Raw genomic sequence first — 21,053 nt, 5'->3', positions numbered from 1 at the left:
CAACTGTGCCGCTGCGCGTAAGGGCAAGGGCGATGGATGTTAAGACCCAATCGCTGGGATCGCCGCCCGCGGCCGCCCCGAACGCTCGCAGCAGCGATAGCTGGGCGGGATTTGTGTGGTTTATCATCAAGCTGCTGCTGGCCGTGCTGGCTTTCCGGGTATTCGTATTCTCGCCCTTCTCGATCCCGTCCGAAAGCATGCTGCCCCGCCTGATGAACGGTGACTATCTGCTGGCGGCCAAGTGGCCCTATGGCATCTCGCGCCATTCCTTTCCGCTCGAACTGCCGCTGCCCGAAGGGCGACTGCTGGCGGCAACGCCATCGCGCGGCGACGTGGTGATCTTCAAGCACCCCGTTGATGGCACCGATTACATCAAGCGCGTAATCGGCCTGCCGGGTGACCGGGTTGCGGTGATCGGCGGCGCGGTGGTGCTGAACGGCGAACAGGTGCCACGCACGGCTGCGCGGCAGCTGGCGGTGCCGATGTCGCCGAACACCGGCTGCGCGTGGGGCGGCAAAGCCGGACAAGCTGAAACGGGCGAGGCGGGCGAAACGGGCGCACCGCTGTGCCGTTACACGGCGCTGCACGAAACGCTGCCGGGCGGCCCGGCCTATGACGTGATCGATTTTGGTCCGTCGCGCGCTGATAGTCTGGCCGAGCAGGTCGTGCCCGCAGGCCACGTGTTCGTGATGGGCGACAACCGCGACAATTCGCTCGACAGCCGGTTTGCAGCAGCCGCTGGCGGCGGGGTCGGCATGGTTCCGCAGGCGCTGCTGGTGGGCCGCGCGGAACTGATCGTCTGGTCAACCGATGGCAGCGCTGACTGGCTGCGTCCCTGGACGTGGTTTTCGGCGGCGCGCTGGCAGCGGATCGGAGAGCGATTGTGAGTACGGGTCTGGACCCTGCCGCCCGCGCCTGGCTGGAACAGCAAGGCTTTGCGCCTGCGCGGGAAGCGCCGTGGCTGGAAGCGCTGACCCACGGCAGCTTCAACGGATCGGGCGCGGAAGCGGCGGATTACCAGCGGCTCGAATTCCTCGGCGACCGCGTGCTGGGCCTGTCGGTGGCCAGCTGGCTGTTCAAGGCAGGCGACGCGCCCGAAGGCAAGCTTTCGCAGCGGCTCAATGCGCTGGTGAGCGGGGCAACCTGCGCGCGGATCGCCCGCACCATTGGCCTGCCCGCCCACATTCGCCTCGGCAAGCAGGCGCGCGATGATGGCGGGAGCGACAGTGACAAGATCCTTGGCGATGTGATGGAGGCGCTGATTGGCGCCTGCTTTATCGAACACGGCTTCGAGGCAGCGCAAAACCTGATCTACCGCTTGTGGGTGCACGAACTGGAAGGCGATGTCGGCAAGTCCAAGCACCCCAAAAGCGCGCTTCAGGAATGGGCTGCGGGCAACCGCCGGGCAACCCCGGTGTATCAGGTCACCGACCGCAGCGGGCCCGATCACGCCGCGCGCTTCACCGTCGAGGTCAGCGTGCGCAATGTCGGCAGCGCCGCCGCGACCGCAAACAGCAAGGGCGAGGCAGAACGGCTCGCTGCCAAGGCGTTTCTGGAACGGTTCGGGTGAGTTTTGTTCCCCAAATGTTTCACGTGAAACATTGCGGCTTCGGCCAATTCCCATTGACCTGACCGGGGTCTTGACCGGGCCTAACCGCCGTCAGGAAGGCGCTAACCGCCGTCATGCCCCGCTCTCCCCTTCGACAAACACACGCTAAACGGATATTGTACGGCCATGACTGACATCCCCCCGCCCCCCGCCTCCACCCGCTGCGGCATGGTCGCCGTGATCGGCGCGCCCAATGCGGGCAAATCGACACTGGTGAACCAGCTGGTCGGCCAGAAGGTCGCGATCACCAGCGCCAAGGCGCAGACGACGCGCGCACGGATGCTGGGCATTGCCTTGCACGAGCTGGACGGCGCCGGCGTGCAGATGATTCTCGTCGACACACCCGGGATCTTTGCGCCGCGCCGCAGGCTCGACCGGGCGATGGTCAGCGCTGCATGGGAAGGCGCGGAAAGCGCCGATGCCGTGCTGCTGCTGGTCGATCCGATCAAGCAACGCCGCCACGAGCTGGAGCCCCTGCTGGAAGCGCTGGCGACCCGCCCGGAACGCAAGATCCTTGTCATCAACAAGGTCGACCGCGCCAAAAAGGAACCCATGCTGGCGTTGGCACAGGACTTGGGCGGCAAGGTGGACTTCGCTGAAATCTACTTCGTCTCGGCGCTGACCGGCGACGGTGTGCCGGAGCTGAAAGACGCGCTTGCTGGCATGATGCCGCAAGCGGAATGGATGTATCCCGAAGATCAGGTCTCCGACGCATCCGAACGCCTGCTCGCCGCCGAAATCACCCGCGAACAGCTCTACCAGCAGCTCCACGAGGAACTGCCCTATGACAGTGCGGTGCGGCCTGAAAAATACGAGGTGCGCAAGGATGGCAGCATCGAAATACACCAGCAGATCGTGGTGGCCCGCGAAACGCAGCGCGCGATCGTGCTGGGCAAGGGCGGATCGCGGATCAAGCAGATCGGGGCAGCAGCACGCAAGGAATTATCCGAGGTGCTGGGCGTGCCGGTGCATCTCTATCTCCATGTGAAACAGCTGGAAAACTGGGCCGAGGACAAGGAGATTTTCGAAGAGATCGGGCTGGACTGGGTGCGATAGTCCGGCATTGTCCACGCCGTTTGCCTAGCGGACTAGGTCAGGTGGCCTAGTTTGTCTGACTGATGCTCAAAGCCAGTTGGCTGGCGTAGGCTGGGTCCCTCTGAAACATGGGGAGTGTACAGTATGATCGTTGAACTAAACAACGCCGAGACCTCGCTGGTTGCTGGCGGCAGCATCATGGAAGATTTGGAAGATCAATATCCTGGCGGCGTATGGGTGGACAACTCATACTTCCCCAACGGTACGCCCAAGCCGCCGATTCGGCTTCCGCTTCCCTGACTGGCATAGGCGCTGCATTCCGATGCAGCGCCATGTCACCCCCGCCCCAGCTTCTCCAGCTTGGCCTTCAGCGCCGCTTCGTCAAATGGCTTGACGATATAATCATCCGCGCCAGCCGCGATGCCATCGTGAATGTCCTTCGCCTCTCCGTTCGACGTGCAGAACACCACCACCGGTTCTTTCGGCGTGGGTATGCTCCGCAGGCGGCGGACAAATTCGATGCCGTCCATTTCGGGCATGTTCCAGTCGGTCAGCACCAGATCGGGCATCGACTTTTTGCACCGCGCCAGTGCCTCCTCGCCGTTTTCCGCTTCGACCGGCACATAGCCGAGGCTGAGTGCGATCTTGCTCGAAACCTTGCGGATCACCCGGCTGTCGTCAACGATCAGACAGGTCTTGGTTGTCGCCGCCAGTGCAGGCTGCCCGGCATAACGGTCGCGCATCGCCTTGGCAGCGGCGACAATCGCTGCCGTATCGTCGGGATCGCTGGCGACAGGCTGGGCCGGACGCGGCGGTGCGGCTTCGGCGCGGGCTGCATCTTCCTGCGCGGCGGCGGCGAGCAGCGCTTCGTTCTGCGCGAGCTTTTCCGCCAGCGTCTTGCCGTCGTGCCCGGCGCGGCGATTGGGGCCGGTGTGGCGCTTGATCAGATTCTGCACGGCTGCGGCTCCCCGGCAAAAGTGGCAAACCCGGCGTCATAGGCGCTTGCAGCAAAATCATCGGAATAGGGATCAGGCTCCCCTGCCGCGCCTTCGCCCGGCGTCATGCGGATGTGCAGATAGGGCATCCAGACATCGCCGAATTCGGCCTTCTGGTACCACACGTCGAGCACGTCATAACTCGCCCACATCCCGTCCGGTTCGCGCAGGCGAATGCCTTCGCCGATCCGCGGCACCGCAGCAAAGCGGATGCGGCTCTGGGTCTGGTGGGTCTCGTTCTGGATTTCGATTTCTATCACGGCGCAGGCCCTTGTTCCGGCCACCGTGGTAGGGTGCAAATGCTTTATTATTTACCAACGTCCCTGCGCCGGATCGGCTTTTTGCCTCCATCCGCCGCAGGGAATGGCTGACGATCACGCCGGCTTGGCAGGCGCCTTCTTTTTGGCGGGCGCTTTTTTGGCGGCGGGCTTTTTGGCCGCAGGCTTTTTGGCGGCGGCTTTCTTGGGGGCGGCTTTTTTCTTGCCCTTCTTGGCCGGTGGCCCCTTGGCAATGCGCGCGTCGATCAGTTCGATGGCGATTTCGAGCGTCACGGCCTCAGGCTTCATGTCCTTGGCGATGGTCGCATTGGTGGTGCCGTCGGTGACATAGGGGCCATAGCGCCCCGGCATGACCTTGATCTCGCCGCCGCTGACGGGGTGTGCGCCCAGGGTGGCGATCGGTTCGGACGCGGTGCGTGTTGCTCCGCCGCGGGTTGCGGCCTGCGCGAGCAGATCGACCGCACGGTTCATCCCCACCTCGAAGACCTCGCGGGTGTTGGTGAGCTTGCCGTATTTGCCGTCGTGCCGCAGGTAGGGGCCATAGCGCCCGATATTGGCTTCGATGTCCTTGCCCGTGTCAGGGTGCGCGCCGATGATGCGCGGCAGATCGAGCAGCTTCACCGCCCAATCCAGATCAAAATCGTCGAGATCCTTGGGAATGCTGGCGCGCTTGGCATCCTTGCCATCGCCCATTTGCACATAAGGCCCGAACCGCCCGGTTTTGCGGTGGATGTCCTCGCCCGTTTCGGGGTGCTGGCCCATGATGCCATCATCGGCCCCGTCCGCACCATCTGCGCCGGGCTGGGCAAAGCGGCGGGTGAACTTGCATTCGGGATAATTGGCGCAGGCCACAAATGCGCCAAACTTGCCGCCGCGCAGCGCCAAGCGGCCGTTGGCCCGGCCCTCGCTGGCACACAGCGGGCAGGCGCGCGGATCGGTGCCGTCTTCGCGCGGCGGGAACAAGAAGTCAGAGAGATATTCGTCGAGCGCCTCGGTCACTTCCGAAGGCAGCTTTTCCATCACCTCGTCAGCCTTGGGCTTGAAGTCCTTCCAGAACCGGGCGAGCAGCAGCTTGTAATCCTCCCGCCCGTCGGAGACGACATCGAGTTCGTCTTCCATGCCGGCGGTAAAATCATAGGCGACATAGGTGGGGAAGAAGCGTTCGAGGAACGCCGTCAAGAGCCGGCCCGATTCCTCGGCGAAGAAGCGGTTCTTCTCCATGCGGACGTAGCTGCGATCCCGCAGGGTCTGGATGGTCGAGGCGTAGGTGGACGGGCGGCCGATGCCGAGTTCTTCCAGTCGCTTGACCAGCGACGCCTCGGAGAAACGCGGCGGCGGCTGGGTGAAGTGCTGGGTGGCATCGACGCTGCGCTTGGCGGGGCAATCGCCATTCTTCATCACCGGCAGCAGGCTGCCGTCCTCGTCGTCGGAATCGTCGAAACTTTCCTGATAGACCGCGAGGAAGCCGGGGAAGCGAACCACCTGCCCGGTGGCGCGCAGTTCGTGGCTCCCGGTCGCATCGCGGAAGGTGACGGTGGTGCGTTCGAGCTGCGCGGTCGCCATCTGGCTCGCCATCGCGCGCTTGAAGATGAGGTCATAAAGCTTGCCCTCATCCCCGCTGCCGACCCGTTCGCGGGTGAAATCGGTGGGGCGGATGGCTTCGTGGGCTTCCTGCGCGTTCTTCGCCTTGGTCGAATACATCCGCGGCTTTTCGGGGCGGTAGTCTTCGCTGAAGCGCGCGGCAATCGCATCGCGGGCGGCCATGATCGCGCCCATATCCATCTGCACGCCGTCGGTCCGCATGTAAGTGATCGCGCCTGCCTCATAGAGCGATTGCGCCAGCCGCATGGTGTGCTGCGCCGAATATCCGAGTTTGCGCGCGGCCTCCTGCTGGAGCGTCGAGGTGGTGAACGGCGGCGCGGGGTTGCGCTTGACCGGCTTGGTCTCAACGCCTTCGACCGTGAAGCGCCCGGCCTCGACAGCGGCCTTGGCCTCCATCGCGATGCCTTCCGCGCCAAGGCTGAGCTTCTCCAGCTTGTCGCCGCGGAACTTGACGAGGCGCGCGTCAAACTCCGTCCCGTCGTGCATCATTCGGGCGGTAACTGACCAATATTCGTCCGCGCGGAACGCTTCGATCTCGCGCTCCCGCTCGACGATCAGGCGCAGCGCGACCGACTGCACGCGGCCCGCGCTCTTGGCACCCGGAAGCTTGCGCCACAGCACCGGCGAGAGGGTGAAGCCGAACAGGTAGTCGAGCGCCCGGCGCGCCAGATAGGCATCGATCAACGGCTGATCGAGCTCACGCGGGCGCGCCATCGCGTCGGTCACGGCCTGCTTGGTGATCGCGTTGAAGGTGACGCGCTGCACGTTGGCAGGCACGCTTTTCTTCTTCTTGAGCAGTTCCAGCACATGCCAGCTGATCGCCTCGCCCTCGCGGTCAGGGTCGGTCGCCAGCACGAGGCGGCTGGCGCCCTTGGCTGCGTCCGAAATCTCTTTGAAGCGGCTCTGCTTGTCGCGGTAGAGTTCCCACTCCATCGCGAAGTCAGCCTCGGGATCGACGCTGCCATCCTTGGGCGGCAGATCGCGGACGTGACCATAGGAGGCGAGAACCTTGAAGTCCTTGCCGAGATATTTCTCGATGGTTTTCGCCTTGGCGGGGGATTCAACGATGACAAGCTGCATGATAGTGCCGGGGTGTCCCTTACGTGTGTACGCGCGAGGGTGGAGCGGCGCGGCTTACAGCGTCAAGCGGGTTGTGCAAGGGGGACTCGAACTCTCGTCACCCCGGACTTGATCCGGGGCGGTGCTTACATCAGGTCCCAGCCAGATCATCAAATAGATCGCGCCAGTCAGGGTTGGCCTTCTCGATCAGCGCAAACTTCCATTCGCGTCGCCAGCGCTTCAACCGCTTTTCGTGTGAAATGGCGGTCTCGATAGGTTCTATGAATTCTGCCCATACAAGCCGCGCGATGCCGCGTCCGGCAGCATAGCGCGATCCTTCCCCTGCACGGTGCTGCGTCATTCGCGCTGCCAGATCGGAAGTGATACCGATGTAGAGTTCACCGCGGTAGCGCCGTGCGAGGATGTAGACCCAGCCGCCATGCTCCGCCTTGTCCATATCGCGCTCCTGAAGGTCAGCACTGCCCCGGATCAAGTCCGGGGTGACGGAGTGGGACTTACATCAACCTCCGCACCATACCGTCCGCCTCGCGGACAAGATCGCCTGCCAATTCCAGTTCGAGCAGGGCCATATGCACCTCGGCGGCGGAGGCGGCGGACTGGCGGATCAGTTCGTCGACGGCGACCGGCGCATTCGTCAGCAGGCTGGCAATGTCGGTGCTGAGGTCGGCCCGCGCCTCGCCCCAGTTGAGCTTGGCGAGTTCGGCGTAGTCAAAGTCAGCCACCCCGTCGCCGACCCTGAAGCGGGAGCGCGGGGCGCCGGTGAAGCTTTGCAGCAGTTCCACAACCTCGTCGGGCGTCTGCACCAGCACTGCGCCTTCGCGGATCAACTGGTTGCAGCCGCTCGCGCGGGCATCAAGCGGGGAGCCGGGGATGGCCATAACCTCGCGCCCCGCCTCCCCCGCCAGCCGCGCGGTGATAAGCGAGCCGGATTGCGGCGCGGCCTCGATCACCAGCGTCCCGCTGGCGAGGCCCGCGATGATGCGGTTGCGGCTGGGGAAATGGCGTCCCCGCGGCTCGGTGCCCGGGGGCTGTTCGGCGATCAGCAGGCCCTCGCTGGCGATGCGTTCTTGCAAGGCTTGGTGCTGCGGGGGGTAGGTGATGTCGATCCCGCTGGCGATGACGCCGATGGTCTGCGGAAAGGCGCCTTCGTGCGCCGCGCCGTCGATCCCGCGCGCAAGGCCCGAGACGACGGTAAACCCCGTTTCGGCCAGCGCCCCGGCGAAATCGCGCGCCAGCTTGACGGCAGCCGCGCTGGCGTTCCTCGCGCCGACGAGCGCAACGCAAGGTTCGGACGCGAGCGCCAGCCTGCCCCGGCAGGTGACAATCGGCGGCGCCGAATCCAGTTCGGCCAGCAAGGCGGGGTAATCGGGCTGATCGTGAAACAGGTACCGTGCGCCGGCGCGGCGCACCGCCACGACCTCGCGCTCGATGGCTTCGGCCGGGGCGGGCCGGTATGGCCCCCTGCCCCTGCTGGCCAGATCGGGCAGCGCATCCAGCGCCGCCGCTGCCGTGCCGAACCGCGCTATCAGCTGGCGATAGCTGACCGGCCCGATATTGGGCGAGCGCAGCAAGCGGATGCGCGCGAAGGCTTCCTGTTGGCTGAGCACCGGCTGCGACCCCTGTTGCTCCATCAGATGCAGGCCCGCACTACGGCTTGCCCGAGGCGCCCACTTTCGGCTCCTCCCCCCGCATCAGCCGCCCGATATTGGCGCGGTGCTGGACGATGACGATCGCGGCGATGGCGATCAGCGGCGCGATGGCTTGCGGGAAGCCCAGCAGCCACACCACCGCGGGGGCGGCAACAACGGTCACCAGCGACGACACCGAAGAAATCCGGCTGACGAACAACGTAACCGCCCAGATCGCGGCGCAGGCCAGCATCGCGGGCCAAGCCAGTGCGAGCAACGCACCCGCTGCGCTTGCAAAGCCCTTGCCGCCCTTGAAGGCGAGCCACGGGGTAAAGCAATGCCCCGCCACCGCTGCCACGGCTGCGACGCCTTCGGTCAATCCGTCAACATGGGGCCACACCGCGCCTGCCACCAGCACCGGCACCGCCGCCTTGGCCGCGTCCAGCAGCACGGTGGCCGCGGCCAATCCCTTGTTGCCGGTGCGCAGCACATTGGTTGCGCCGATGCTGCCGCTGCCGATCTTTCGCACATCGCCCAGCCCTGCCGCGCGGGTCAGGATAAGGCCAAACGGGATCGAGCCAAGCGCAAAGCCCAACAGCGCGGCGAAAAACAGTTCCATCAAAGCCCATCCCGTTCATGCTGAGCTTGTCGAAGCATCGCATTTCCTTCTAGCGCTGAGATAGAAGCAAGAACGACCCTTCGACAAGCGCAGGGTGAACGGTATAGGGATTTTCGTGACGCCATCCGCCCCCATACTGCTGTTCGATTCCGGCGTTGGCGGGCTGACGGTCTATGATGCGCTGCGGGCGGTCTTGCCGCAAGCGCCGGTGATCTACGCTGCCGACCTTGCAGGCCTGCCCTATGGCACCAAGACCGAGGCGCAGATCGCCGCCCGCGTGGCCGGATTGCTGGGCCGGATGGCGGAACGCTATCAGCCGCGCCTCGCCTGTATCGCGTGCAACACCGCCAGCACGATTGCGCTGGGCATGGTGCGCGATGTGCTGGAAATCCCGGTCGTCGGCACCGTGCCCGCGATCAAGCCTGCCGCCGCATTGACCCGCACCGGCACCATCGGCCTTGTCGGCACCGAAGCGACGATCCGGCAGGCCTATGTCGACGATCTCGAAACACAGTTTGCGCAAGGCAAGCGCCTGTTGCGGATTGCCGCCCCCGGCCTGGTCGCTGCGGCTGAAGCCAAGCTGCGGGGCCGCACCGTCGATCCCGCGCTGATTGCCGATGTCCATGACCGGCTGATGGCCATGCCGGGCGGCGCCGATATCGACACGCTGGTGCTGGCCTGCACGCATTTTCCGCTGCTGGCAGACGAGCTTGCCGCCGTCTTCGGACCCCACGTTGCACAGGTTGACGGCGCCAGCGGCATCGCGCGGCGGATTGCTCATCTGCTCGGCGGCCAGACCTTTGCAGCGGGCACAACAAACCGCTTTGTCGTCACCGGCCCGCTTGCAGGCGCCAGCGGGCTGGAAGCCGAACTGGCCGCCCGCGGCTTTGGTGCGGCCGAGGTATTCTGATGCACGTCTTGGGGCTTGCGAAACGCTCGCAAAGATCCCGGTGGTAAATGCGATGACGCTGACCTAAATTTTGCGAAACGATTAGCCGTTTTATGGGTTATGAGCCCTGACGATTGGACATTCATGGGGCCGAGCAGTTCTCTCCCCCACTCAGCACAAAGAGCCGCGTGTGAACTACGACCAGATTTTCGACTCCGCGATCGACCGGCTGCACGAGGAAGGCCGCTACCGCGTCTTCATCGATATCATGCGCAACAAGGGCGCCTATCCCAACGCGCGCTGTTTTCATGGCCATAACGGCCCCAAGCCGATCACGGTGTGGTGTTCCAATGATTATCTGTGCATGGGCCAGCACGACAAGGTGATCGGCGCGATGGAAGCGGCGCTGCACGATGTGGGCGCAGGTTCGGGCGGCACGCGCAATATTGGCGGCAACACGCACCTTCACGTCGAGCTGGAACGCGAACTTGCCGATCTCCACGGCAAGGATGCCGCGCTGCTGTTCACCTCGGGCTATGTCTCGAACGACGCGACGCTGTCTACGCTGGCCAAACTGCTGCCGGGCTGCGTGATCTTCTCCGATGAGCTGAACCATGCCAGCATGATCGCGGGCATCCGCAATTCGGGCTGCGAAAAACTGGTGTTCCGCCACAATGACGTGGCCCATCTGGAAGATCTGCTGGCATCGGTCGACGTTAACACGCCCAAGCTGATCGCCTTTGAAAGCGTCTATTCGATGGATGGCGACATCGCCCCGATCCACGCGATTTGCGACCTGGCGGAAAAATACAACGCGCTCACCTATATCGACGAGGTTCACGCCGTCGGCATGTACGGCGCACGCGGCGGCGGCATTTCCGAACGGGATAACGCCGCCCACCGGATCGACATCATCGAAGGCACGCTGGGCAAGGCGTTCGGCGTGATGGGCGGCTATATCGCCGCGTCGAACAAGGTGGTGGACTGCATCCGCTCTTATGCGCCGGGCTTCATTTTCACCACCTCGCTTTCGCCGGTGCTGGTGGCGGGCGTGCTCGCGTCGGTGCGGCATCTCAAGGAATCGAGCGTGGAGCGCAACGCGCAGATGCGCGCCGCCGCCGTGCTGAAACTCAAGTTTGCCGAAGCGGGCCTGCCGGTGATGGACAGTGTCACCCACATCGTGCCGCTGATGGTTGGCGATCCGGTGCGTGCCAAGAAGATCAGCGACATCCTGCTGGCCGAATACGGCGTCTATGTGCAGCCGATCAACTTCCCCACCGTGCCGCGCGGGACCGAGCGTTTGCGCTTCACCCCCGGCCCGCATCACACCGATGCGATGATGGAGGAATTGACGCAGGCGCTGGTCGAAATCTGGGACCGGCTGGAACTGCGGCTGGCCGAGGCGGCCTGACGCCCCCCTGCCGTAGCGGACTTTGAGCGCCGCTCTGGCTGCGCTAACCCTCACCCGAAACAGATTCGGGAGAGTAGCATGGGCGGTACGCCAGATCAGACTTACGCCGAGGTGGTGCTCGGGCGGCGCAGCATTCGCGGGTATCTGGGCAAGCCCGTGCCGCGCGCGTTGATCGAAGAGGTGCTCACGCTGGCGATGCGCTCGCCCACGTCGATGAACACCCAGCCGTGGCACTTCCACGTCATCACCGGCGAGCCGCTGGATCGCATCCGCAAGGGCAACACCGAGCGGATACTGGCCGGCGTCCCCGACAGCCGCGAATTCCGCCGGGGCGAGGCCTTTGCCGGCGTTCACCGCGACCGGCAGGTCGAAGTCGCCAAGCAGTTGTTCGGCGCGATGGGGATCGAGCGCGACGATAAGGATGCCCGGCAGGATTGGGTGCTGCGCGGCTTCCGCCAGTTTGACGCGCCGGTGTGCGTGATCGTCACCTATGACCGCGAGCTTGGCGGCAGCGACGACACCGCCTTTGATTGCGGCGCGGTGACGACGGCGCTGGTGAATGCGGCGTGGTCGCGCGGGCTGGGCTGCGTGATCAACTCGCAAGGGATCATGCAAAGCCCGGTGGTGCGCGAACACGCGGGCATCCCTGACGATCAGGTCATCATGAAGGCGGTGGCGATGGGCTGGCCCGATCCGGATTTTCCGGCGAACGCGGTTGTGTCCTTGCGCCAAAGCGTGGACGAAGCGGCGCGGTTTGTGGGGTTTGATTAAGGTCTTGTTTGGCGCGCCTTTCAAACATGCCGCATCGCTGCTTCCGCAGCGCGTGCTTGGACATCTCGGCTGGCTGCGCGGATCGTTCGGAGCGGCGCTGGCGATCGCGGTGGCCGGGTTGGCGACGGCTGTGGTGTTCAGCGGCAATTATGCCCACCTGCCGTGGCTGGTCGCCCCCCTCGGGGCCTCGGCGGTGTTGGTCTTTGCGGTGCCGGCAAGCCCGCTTGCGCAACCGTGGTCGGTGATCGGGGGAAACCTGCTGTCCAGCAGTCTCGGTCTTGGCTTGGGAATTCTGATTGAAGAGCCGGTGCTCGCCGCGAGCCTTGCGGTCGGCCTCGCGATTGCGGCGATGAGCTTGGCGCGCTGCCTCCATCCGCCTGGCGGGGCCTGCGCTCTGCTGTGCGCGCTGGGTGCGGCGGGGCCGGAAGGGTGGACCTTCACCCACCTCCTGCCGATTGCTGCGAATGTCGGTGCGCTCGCACTGGCAGGCTGGATTTATAACAACGCAACCGGCCACCGCTGGCCGCATATCATTGTCCCTGCCGCGTCCGATCCGGGCGATGCCGCCCCGCGTCACACGCGTGAGGATATCGAGGCGACCTTGGCCGCGTGGGACGAAGTGCTCGATGTCGATGTCGATGATCTCGACCAGTTTTACCGCGCGGTGAGCGAGCGTGCTGCCGCACGGCGGCGTGGACCCTAGCTTCCGCGCGGCCCCCACACGATCAGCGCGGCTCCCAGCAGGCACACCGCCCCGCCCAGAACATCCCACCGGTCAGGCCGCGCGCTCTCGACCATCCACATCCACGCGAGGCTCGCAGCGATGTAGACCCCTCCATAAGCGGCAAAGGCGCGGCCGGCGAAGGCGCTATCGATCCGGGTCAGCAGGAACGCGAAGAGGCACAGGCTCAGCACCCCCGGCACCAGCCAAAGCGGCGACTTTCCCTCCCGCGCCCAGGCCCAAAAGGCAAAGCACCCGGCGATTTCGGCAGCGGCCGCAAGGCTGTAGAGCGCGAGGGTCACCGGGCGCGCGCTTGCCCGCGCGCGGCCTGCCGGGCAAGCCTCAGCGCGGCAGCTCCGACACCCCCATCAGCGCCTCGTCCACCGCGCGCGCGGCCTGTCGGCCTTCGCGGATCGCCCAGACGACAAGGCTCTGCCCGCGCCGCATGTCACCGCAGGCAAAGACGCCCGGAACGCTGGTGGCATAGCTTTCGGTATCGGCGTCGACATTGCCGCGCGCCGATAGCGTGACGCCCGCCTGTTCCAGCAACCCCGCCTTCTTCGGCCCGACGAAGCCCATCGCCAGCAGGATCAGATCGGCCTGGATGGTGAACTCGCTGCCCGCCATTTCCTGCATCTGCCCGCCGAGCCATTCCACGCGCACACATTCGAGACCGGTCACTTTCTCACCGTCTCCGATCACGCGCTTCGCCAGCACCGCCCAGTCACGTTCGACGCCTTCCTGATGGCTTGAGGACGTGCGCAGCTTCATCGGCCAATCGGGCCAGGTCAGCGCCTTGTCTTCCTTTTCGGGCGGCTTGGGCATGATTTCGAGCTGGGTGACGCTGAGCGCGCCCTGCCGGTTCGACGTGCCCACACAATCGCTGCCCGTATCGCCGCCGCCCAGCACCACCACATGCTTGCCGGTCGCGGTCAAGCTGCCGCGCGGGGCCGCACGCAATTCATCATCGCCCGCCACGCGCTTGTTCTGCTGGGTGAGAAACTCCATCGCCAGGCGCACGCCCGCCATTTCCGCGCCGGGGATCTGCAAGGCGCGCGCATCTTCCGCGCCACCCGCCAGCACCACGGCATCGAAGTTTTCCTGCAGCGACTTGAACGAGATATCGACGCCCACTTCCTTCGAGGTTTTGAACGTCACCCCTTCGGCTTCCATCTGCTGGGCGCGCCGGTTGATGAGGTGCTTTTCCATCTTGAAGTCGGGGATGCCGTAGCGAAGCAGCCCGCCCAGACGGTCGCTCTTTTCAAACACCGTGACGCTATGCCCGGCGCGCGCCAGCTGCTGCGCGCAGGCAAGGCCCGCCGGGCCGGAACCGATCACCGCGACCGACTTGCCGGTCTTCTTGGCAGGGATCAGCGGCTTGACCCAACCTTCCTTCCACCCGCGGTCGATGATCGCGCATTCGATCGACTTGATCGTCACCGGCTGGTCGACGATGTTGAGCGTGCACGCCGCCTCACACGGCGCGGGACAGATGCGGCCGGTGAATTCGGGGAAGTTATTGGTGCTGTGCAGCATGTCCAGCGCCCGCTTCCAGTCCGCCTCGTAGACGAGGTGGTTCCAGTCGGGGATCAGGTTGTTCACCGGACAGCCGTTGTGACAATAGGGAATGCCGCAATTCATGCAGCGCGAGGCCTGACCCGCCAGCGTGCTCTCATCCGGCTGAATGACGAATTCGCGGTAGTTCTTCAGCCGCTCTTTCGGGTCGAGATAATCCCGATCACGGCGGTCCAGCTCGAGAAATCCGGTTTCCTTGCCCACTCTATCGTCCTCAGTTCAGGTCGTCATTACGAGGGGCCGCAGGCCCCGCGGCAATCCATAGCCGCACCGTGCCGCTCTGGATTGCTTCGCTACGCTCGCAATGACGAAATAACACAATTCACTCCGCCGCGACGCTCTCAGCCTCGGCCCGTTCCGCTTCGAGCTTGCGCAAGGCCGCCGCATAATCGCGCGGCATCACCTTCACGAACTTGCCCAGCGCCGCGTCCCAATCGGCCAGCAGCGCGCCTGCCAGCTTGGAGCCGGTGTGGAGCTGGTGACGTTCAACCAAGATACGCAGCCGCTCGGCATCGTGACGCAGCATATCGCCCATGCCGAAGTCGTTGACCGAGCGCGGACGCTGCGAGGGGCGTCCGGTGCCTTCCTCGGCGTCCGGCCCGGCGGCGATCGGCAGCAGATCGACCTGCGCGTGGTTGACCAAATCCTTGAACGCGCCGTCAGGGTCATAGACATAGGCGACCCCGCCGCTCATCCCTGCGGCGAAGTTCCTTCCGGTTTTGCCCAGCACGACCACCACGCCGCCGGTCATGTATTCGCAGCCGTGATCCCCGGTGCCTTCGACCACCGCAATGGCGCCCGAATTGCGCACGGCGAACCGCTCACCCGCAACGCCGTTGAAATAGGCCTCGCCCGCGATGGCGCCATACATCACCGTATTGCCGACGATGATATTGTCCTGCGCATTGCGCGGGGCTTCGGCAGGCTGGCGCACGATGATACGCCCGCCTGACAATCCCTTGCCGACATAGTCATTGGCATCGCCGACCAGATCAAGCGTCACGCCGTGGGCCAGCCACGCGCCGAAGCTCTGTCCGGCCACGCCCGTCAGATTGATGCGGATCGTGTCGGTCGGCAGGCCTTCATGCCCGTGCGCTTTGGCGATTTCGCCCGACAGCATCGCGCCGACCGTGCGGTTCACGTTGCACACGTCATAGGCGAGTTGCACCGGCGCTTTGGTATCGATGGCGCTGCGGCAATCGGCGATCAACTGATTGTCGAGCGCGCCTTCGAGGCCATGATCCTGCGTGCCGCGCTGGCGCAGCGACGCGCCTTCCTTGATCTCCACCTGATGCAGGATGCGCGCAAGGTCGATCCCGCGCGCCTTCCAATGGCGCTCCATCCGGCGGGTGTCGAGCAGGTCGACCCGGCCGACCATCTCCGCGACGGTACGGATGCCCATCTCGGCCATGATCTGGCGCAGTTCCTCGGCGACGAAGAACATGTAGTTGACCACGTGCTCCGGCTGACCGGTGAAGCGCGCGCGCAGCACCGGGTCCTGCGTGGCGACGCCGACGGGGCAGGTATTGAGGTGGCACTTGCGCATCATGATGCACCCGGCGGCGATCAGCGGGGCGGTGGCAAAACCGAACTCGTCCGCGCCGAGCAGCGCGCCGATGGCGACATCGCGCCCGGTACGCAGGCCGCCATCGACCTGCACCGCGATCCGTTCCCGCAGATCGTTGAGCAGCAGCGTCTGCTGCGTTTCGGCAAGACCGATTTCCCAAGGCGAACCCGCGTGCGTCAGCGAGGTCAGCGGCGACGCGCCCGTCCCGCCATCATAGCCCGCAATCGTAACGTGATCCGCACGCGCCTTGGAGACGCCCGCAGCCACCGTGCCGACGCCGACTTCGGACACCAGCTTCACCGAAATCCGCGCGACCGGGTTCACGTTCTTGAGATCGTGGATCAGCTGCGCCAAGTCTTCGATCGAATAGATGTCATGGTGCGGCGGCGGCGAGATCAGGCCCACGCCCGGGGTCGAGTGCCGCACAGCGCCGATGCGCTTATCGACCTTGTGGCCGGGCAGCTGCCCGCCCTCGCCGGGCTTTGCGCCCTGCGCCATCTTGATCTGGATATCGTCGGAATTGACGAGATATTCCGTCGTCACGCCAAACCGACCTGATGCGACCTGCTTGATCCGGCTGCGCATCGAATCGCCATTGGCCATCGGCTTGAAGCGGAACGGCTCTTCCCCGCCCTCACCCGTGTTCGAACGCCCGCCGATACGGTTCATCGCGATTGCCATGGTCGAGTGCGCTTCGTGGCTGATCGAGCCGAGGCTCATCGCGCCGGTCGAAAACCGCTTCACGATTTCCTTGGCCGGTTCGACCTCGTCGAGCGGAATCGGGGTTGCGGCCTTCTTGAACTCCAAGAGCCCGCGGATCGTCAGCAGCCGCTCGGACTGTTCGTTGATCGACTTGGCGAATTCGGCGTAGTTCTTGGGATCATTGCCGCGCACCGCGTGCTGCAATTGCGCGACGTTTTGCGGCGTCCAGGCGTGTTCCTCACCGCGCAACCGGTACTGGTAGATCCCGCCCACATCGAGCATCCCGTCATAAAGCGGGTTGTCGCCATACGCCTGGCCGTGGCGTCGCAGAGCCTCCTCGGCGACTTCAGCAAGGCCGATGCCCTCGATGGTGGTGGCGGTGCCGGTGAAGTAGCGCTCAACAAAGGCTGTCGACAGGCCCACCGCATCGAAGATCTGCGCGCCGCAATAGGACTGGTAGGTCGAAATGCCCATCTTGGACATGACCTTGCGGATGCCCTTGCCCACGCCCTTGATGAAGTTCTGCTGCACCTTGTACGCCGGAATTTCCGGGTGCCGCTTGGCGCGCAAAGCCTCGATGGTCTCGAATGCGAGATAGGGATTGATCGCCTCCGCGCCGTAGCCTGCCAGCACGCAGAAGTGATGCACTTCGCGCGCTTCGCCGGTTTCGACGACGAGCCCGGTCTGCATCCTGAGGCCTTGCCGCACGAGGTGATGATGCACCGCTGCCGTCGCCAGCAGGGCCGGCATGGGCACGCGAGTCTCGCTCTGGCCGCGGTCGCTGAGCACGAGGATATTGTGGTCCTGCAACACCGCTTCTGTCGCCGCCCAGCACATTTCTTTCAGCGCCAATTCAAGGCCTTCCGCCCCGGTGCTGGCATCCCATGTGATGTCGATGGTGGCGCAGCGGAACGCGCCGTCCAGCGCCTCTTCCACCGAGCGAATCTTGGCCAGATCCTCATTCGTCAGGATCGGCTGATCGACCTCAAGCCGCTTGTGCGTCCCCGCATCGCGGCCCAGCAGGTTCGGGCGCGGGCCGATCATGCTGGTGAGGCTCATCACCAGTTCCTCGCGGATCGGGTCGATCGGCGGGTTGGTGACCTGCGCGAAGTTTTGTTTGAAGTAATCATACAGCAGCCGCGCACGGTCGGACAATACGGCAATCGGCGTGTCGGTCCCCATCGATCCGATCGGATCATCACCATCCACCGCCATCGGTTCAAGGAAGCGGGTGATATCTTCCTGCGTGTAGCCGAACGCCTGCTGGCGTTGCAGCAGCGTGGTTTCCTCAGGTGGAATCGCCGCCAGTTCCGGCACCACATCGGTGATGTCTTCCAGCTTGTACTGCGCCTGATGCAGCCATTCGGCATAGGGCTCGGCATTGGCGAGGTCGGCCTTCAGCTCGTCATCTTCAATGATGCGGCCCTGATCGAGGTCGATCAGCAGCATCTTGCCCGGCTGCAAGCGCCACTTGCGGACGATGTCCTCTTCCGCAAACGGCAGCACGCCGCTTTCCGAAGCGAGGCAGACGATATCATCCTTGGTGACGCAGAAGCGCGCGGGGCGCAGACCGTTGCGGTCCAGCGTCGCGCCGATCTGGCGGCCATCAGTGAAGCACACCGCCGCCGGGCCATCCCACGGCTCCATCAGCGCAGCGTGATATTCGTAGAACGCCCGCCGTTCAGGCGACATCTGCGCGTTGCCGCTCCAGGCCTCGGGGATGAGGATCATCATTGCGTGGGCCAGCGAATATCCGCCGGCAATCAGCAATTCCAACGCATTATCAAGGCAGGCCGTATCCGATTGCCCGTGCGGGATGATCGGCCACATCTTGTCGAGGTCCGGCCCCAGCAGCTCGCTTTCCATCGTGCGGCGGCGGGCGTTCATCCAGTTGACGTTGCCGCGCACCGTGTTGATCTCGCCATTATGCGCGATGAAGCGGAACGGGTGGGCCAGCCGCCAGCTGGGGAAGGTATTGGTGGAAAAGCGCTGGTGGACAAGGCCCAGTGCCGACACGCAATCGGGATCGCGCAGATCATCGTAGAAGCTGCCCACCTGCGTTGCCAGCAGCAGGCCCTTGTAGACGATGGTGCGGGTCGAGAACGAGGGGATATAGGTTTCGGTCACGCCCGGCAGACGGTGCTTTTCAGCCAGCTGCGCGAGCGGGTTCTGCACCTGCTTGCGGATGGTGAGCAGCTTGCGTTCAAACGCGTCCTGATCGGCGCAGGCCCCGCCGCGCGCAATCACGGCCATTTCGATGACCGGCATCGACGCGATCACCGCCGCGCCCAGCCCGTCCATCGTAGTCGGCACTTCGCGCCAGCCGATGAAGCGCTGGCCTTCCTTGGCGGTGAAGGCCTCCATCCGCGCCTTGACGAACTCACGCGAGGCTGCGTCCTGCGGCAGGAAGCACATGCCCACAGCGTAGTCGCCCGGCTGCGGCAGATCATGCCCGGCAGCTTCGGCCCAGCGGCGAATCAGCGGATCGGGAATCTGAATCAGAATGCCCGCGCCATCCCCCAGCAGCGGATCGGAACCCACCGCACCGCGATGGTCGAGCCGGTCGAGAATATCCAGCGCCTGCGCCACAATATCATGGCTTTTCGTGCCCTTGATATGCGCAACCATGCCGACGCCGCAGGCGTCATGTTCATTGGCGGGGTCGTAAAGACCCTGGGAGGAGGGGTATCCCATGGCAAACATCCGATCTGTCAGATGCCGACAGGCGCGCACCCTGCGGCAGACATGCTCGCGCAGGGGACACGCCTGAAGGCGGGTCGTTCGGGCACGTCGGTCCGGTCAGGTCCGCTAGCGCCCGTTTTCGGCCCCCTCATGCCGACAGGAAGCGAGTTTGGCAAGGGTCACGCGCGAAGTATAATTTCTCGCAGAGGTATTCAAACTATCGTTAGATTGCGCATGATGCACGAGCCGGGCGGTTCGGTTGCACCTTTTGCGCGCAGGCCGCGTGTCAGGCCGCCCCGCGCTGGCCGTGCAACTGCGCAAGTGCCGAGCGCAGCGGCTCTTGACGGGCGTGCCTGTGCGGCTCGGCAGGCATGCCGCCACTCAGCGCGGCGAGCGCTTTCAACGCCTCGGCCAACGCCGCCTCGCGGGCAGCAAGGTCTTCGCGGGTCAAGGCGCGCGGCGGCGGGGCGGCGCGGTGTTCGTGCAAGGCGCCAGCAAAACGCTCAACCATTTCCGCCATGCTCAACTCGCTCGGCGGCAGAGTGCGCAGCCGGGCCAGCGCGGCTGTGCCGGGTTGCGCGGCTGGCGCGGCGGCCCGGCACGGCTTGGCCACCAAGGGCGCTTCAGGCGCCGGAGCGGGCGCAGGTGTAGGCGCTGGCTCTTCAACCCATACCGCGTTACGGCCCGGCAGCTGGGCAAATTCAGCGAGGTCGAGCGCCCGCGGGGCATCATTCGCCTCGGCAACGGGCGCATCTGGCGACACCGCATTGCCCGGGGCGATGGTTGCCAAGGCCTGCGGTTCGGCCGTATCGGCGTCGCGCCACGCGGGGCTGGCAAACGGCATCGTTTCAAGCGGCTCGTCAAGGCTCCGGCTGCCAAGGTCACGGGCCGGATCGATCGGGCGCACGCGCCGGCCCGCAAACTCCATGACGGGATGCATATTGGCTCGTCGGCGGGCGGTAAGGTGCATGTTGAAAGCGGCTACAAACAGCAAACCGCCAAGCACCAGCGCCGCTGTCAGGGCGAGCACCAGTTGCTGGGGAATATCGAAGGTCGCCATTAACGTGCCGCGAATGGCATTTTCAATCAGCACCGGCGGAACCACGGTAACCACCAGCCCGCCGAGCAGTGCCCCCCACAGCCCCAGCCCTGGCGCGAACGCCCCATGCGCTGCCAGTGCTGCCAGTCCGCGCTGCTTCGGCTTGCGGCTACGGCGTTGTTTCGGTTGAACCTTCAGCCCCAATTTCATTATCATATCATCCTGCCGTAGCGACCACACGCCCCGCGCCGCCGCCTTGACCACGGGCTAACAAAAGATAGTAAACAGAGAGATAATCGCGCGCATTTGTCGCCCAGTCATGGCGGTTTCGCACATGGGCGGCGGCGCGGTCCTTCATTGCCTCCCAGCCCCCGCGCGCGTCCAGCAAACGCGCAAGCACACCGGCGCAGGCAGCCGGATCGTCAGGCGCAAACAGCGTGCCGGTGTCGCCATCGGTGATCAGTTCGCGGTGTCCACCAACGCTGGAGGCTGCCACCAGGCGGCGCTGCGCCATGGCTTCCAGAGGTTTGAGCGGCGTGACCAGATCGGTCAGGCGCTGGCTTTTGCGCGGATAGGCCAGCACGTCGACCAGCGAATAATATTGTTCGACCGCAGCATGCGGCACGCGGCCGGTAAAGATCACCGCTTCGGGTTCGGGCAGTTTGGCCGCCACAGCCCGCCAGCTGTCGTCCATCGGCCCTGCGCCGACCAGCAGCAACCGCGCATCGGGATGCGAACGGCGCAGGATGGGCATGTCAATGGACACCCAGTGTTACGAGCTAAGGCGACACCCAGTGTTACGAGGTGTCTCGTTGTGACCGTGCGATGATTTCAGGGGCGGGGAGCATGC

At 64.8% G+C, this 21,053-nt stretch carries 18 protein-coding genes and 1 pseudogene; 8 read left to right on the top strand and 11 right to left on the bottom strand.

Annotated features, from left to right (window positions below; genetic code table 11):
• Positions 1 to 32: 32 nt before the first annotated feature.
• The 4 genes from lepB to C0V72_RS16400 all read left to right on the top strand — a co-directional run bounded on the left by lepB (position 33) and on the right by C0V72_RS16400 (position 2,944).
• Positions 33 to 887: a signal peptidase I gene (lepB, locus tag C0V72_RS08120; protein ID WP_101793329.1), complete on the top strand. Its 855-nt coding sequence runs from the start codon at positions 33 to 35 to the stop codon at positions 885 to 887.
• On the top strand, positions 884 to 1,570 hold the full coding sequence (gene rnc / locus C0V72_RS08115; protein WP_233999846.1) for a ribonuclease III: 687 nt from the start codon (positions 884 to 886) through the stop codon (positions 1,568 to 1,570). The genes lepB and rnc overlap by 4 nt, the downstream gene beginning before the upstream one ends.
• 165 nt (positions 1,571 to 1,735) lie before the next feature.
• On the top strand, positions 1,736 to 2,665 hold the full coding sequence (era, locus tag C0V72_RS08110) for a GTPase Era (protein ID WP_101793326.1): 930 nt from the start codon (positions 1,736 to 1,738) through the stop codon (positions 2,663 to 2,665).
• A 123-nt stretch (positions 2,666 to 2,788) separates the two neighbouring features.
• Entirely contained in the window at positions 2,789 to 2,944 is a 156-nt protein-coding gene (locus tag C0V72_RS16400) for a hypothetical protein (protein ID WP_172438961.1), read from the top strand.
• Between the two features lie 35 nt (positions 2,945 to 2,979).
• On the opposite strand, the gene C0V72_RS08105 is transcribed toward C0V72_RS16400, so the two are convergent.
• The 6 genes from C0V72_RS08105 to plsY form a co-directional block, all read right to left on the bottom strand.
• Entirely contained in the window at positions 2,980 to 3,600 is a 621-nt protein-coding gene (locus C0V72_RS08105; RefSeq protein WP_324761530.1) for a response regulator, read from the bottom strand.
• Positions 3,588 to 3,899, bottom strand: coding sequence for a hypothetical protein (locus C0V72_RS08100; protein ID WP_233999845.1), 312 nt, complete (start codon positions 3,897 to 3,899; stop codon positions 3,588 to 3,590). The genes C0V72_RS08105 and C0V72_RS08100 overlap by 13 nt, the downstream gene beginning before the upstream one ends.
• 114 nt (positions 3,900 to 4,013) lie before the next feature.
• The gene (gene topA / locus C0V72_RS08095) at positions 4,014 to 6,599 is read right to left on the bottom strand and encodes a type I DNA topoisomerase (RefSeq protein WP_101793323.1); all 2,586 of its coding nucleotides are present in this window, start codon (positions 6,597 to 6,599) and stop codon (positions 4,014 to 4,016) included.
• Positions 6,600 to 6,729: 130 nt separating this feature from the next.
• Positions 6,730 to 7,035, bottom strand: a complete 306-nt coding sequence (locus tag C0V72_RS08090; protein WP_101793320.1) for a GIY-YIG nuclease family protein — start codon at positions 7,033 to 7,035, stop codon at positions 6,730 to 6,732.
• A 58-nt stretch (positions 7,036 to 7,093) separates the two neighbouring features.
• Positions 7,094 to 8,230, bottom strand: a complete 1,137-nt coding sequence (gene dprA, locus C0V72_RS08085) for a DNA-processing protein DprA (RefSeq protein WP_101793317.1) — start codon at positions 8,228 to 8,230, stop codon at positions 7,094 to 7,096.
• 16 nt (positions 8,231 to 8,246) lie between these two features.
• Positions 8,247 to 8,846 (bottom strand): glycerol-3-phosphate 1-O-acyltransferase PlsY, encoded by a 600-nt coding sequence (gene plsY / locus C0V72_RS08080; protein ID WP_101793314.1) that lies wholly within the window; start codon positions 8,844 to 8,846, stop codon positions 8,247 to 8,249.
• Positions 8,847 to 8,961: 115 nt separating this feature from the next.
• On the opposite strand from plsY, the gene murI reads away from it, so the two are divergent.
• From murI to C0V72_RS08060, 4 genes are all read left to right on the top strand, one after another.
• Complete coding sequence (murI, locus tag C0V72_RS08075; protein ID WP_101793311.1) at positions 8,962 to 9,756, top strand: glutamate racemase; 795 nt, start codon at positions 8,962 to 8,964, stop codon at positions 9,754 to 9,756.
• Positions 9,757 to 9,925: 169 nt separating this feature from the next.
• Complete coding sequence (hemA, locus tag C0V72_RS08070) at positions 9,926 to 11,146, top strand: 5-aminolevulinate synthase (protein ID WP_101793308.1); 1,221 nt, start codon at positions 9,926 to 9,928, stop codon at positions 11,144 to 11,146.
• 78 nt (positions 11,147 to 11,224) lie between these two features.
• Complete coding sequence (locus C0V72_RS08065) at positions 11,225 to 11,917, top strand: nitroreductase (RefSeq protein ID WP_101793305.1); 693 nt, start codon at positions 11,225 to 11,227, stop codon at positions 11,915 to 11,917.
• Positions 11,918 to 11,969: 52 nt separating this feature from the next.
• A complete protein-coding gene (locus C0V72_RS08060) occupies positions 11,970 to 12,620 on the top strand; it encodes an HPP family protein (protein ID WP_233999844.1) in 651 nt (216 codons plus the stop codon).
• Here C0V72_RS08060 and C0V72_RS08055 read toward each other — a convergent pair.
• The 5 genes and pseudogenes from C0V72_RS08055 to C0V72_RS08035 all read right to left on the bottom strand — a co-directional run.
• Entirely contained in the window at positions 12,617 to 12,940 is a 324-nt protein-coding gene (locus C0V72_RS08055; RefSeq protein ID WP_101793302.1) for a YnfA family protein, read from the bottom strand. The two genes, C0V72_RS08060 and C0V72_RS08055, sit on opposite strands and share 4 nt — an antisense overlap.
• Before the next feature lie 40 nt (positions 12,941 to 12,980).
• Positions 12,981 to 14,417 (bottom strand): glutamate synthase subunit beta, encoded by a 1,437-nt coding sequence (locus C0V72_RS08050; protein WP_101793299.1) that lies wholly within the window; start codon positions 14,415 to 14,417, stop codon positions 12,981 to 12,983.
• A gap of 118 nt (positions 14,418 to 14,535) precedes the next feature.
• On the bottom strand, positions 14,536 to 19,176 hold the full coding sequence (gene gltB, locus C0V72_RS08045; RefSeq protein WP_101793456.1) for a glutamate synthase large subunit: 4,641 nt from the start codon (positions 19,174 to 19,176) through the stop codon (positions 14,536 to 14,538).
• A 274-nt stretch (positions 19,177 to 19,450) separates the two neighbouring features.
• Positions 19,451 to 20,413 carry a hypothetical protein gene (locus C0V72_RS08040; RefSeq protein ID WP_143704549.1) on the bottom strand — a complete coding sequence of 321 codons (963 nt, stop codon included), beginning with the start codon at positions 20,411 to 20,413 and terminating at the stop codon, positions 19,451 to 19,453.
• A 7-nt stretch (positions 20,414 to 20,420) separates the two neighbouring features.
• Positions 20,421 to 20,957: pseudogene (locus tag C0V72_RS08035) on the bottom strand (glycosyltransferase); the annotation flags it as partial.
• Positions 20,958 to 21,053: the final 96 nt, after the last annotated feature.

The sequence above is a fragment of the Porphyrobacter sp. TH134 genome (genome assembly GCF_002855495.1).
Taxonomy (GTDB): domain Bacteria; phylum Pseudomonadota; class Alphaproteobacteria; order Sphingomonadales; family Sphingomonadaceae; genus Erythrobacter.
This window is presented reverse-complemented; position numbering and strand designations above follow the sequence as displayed.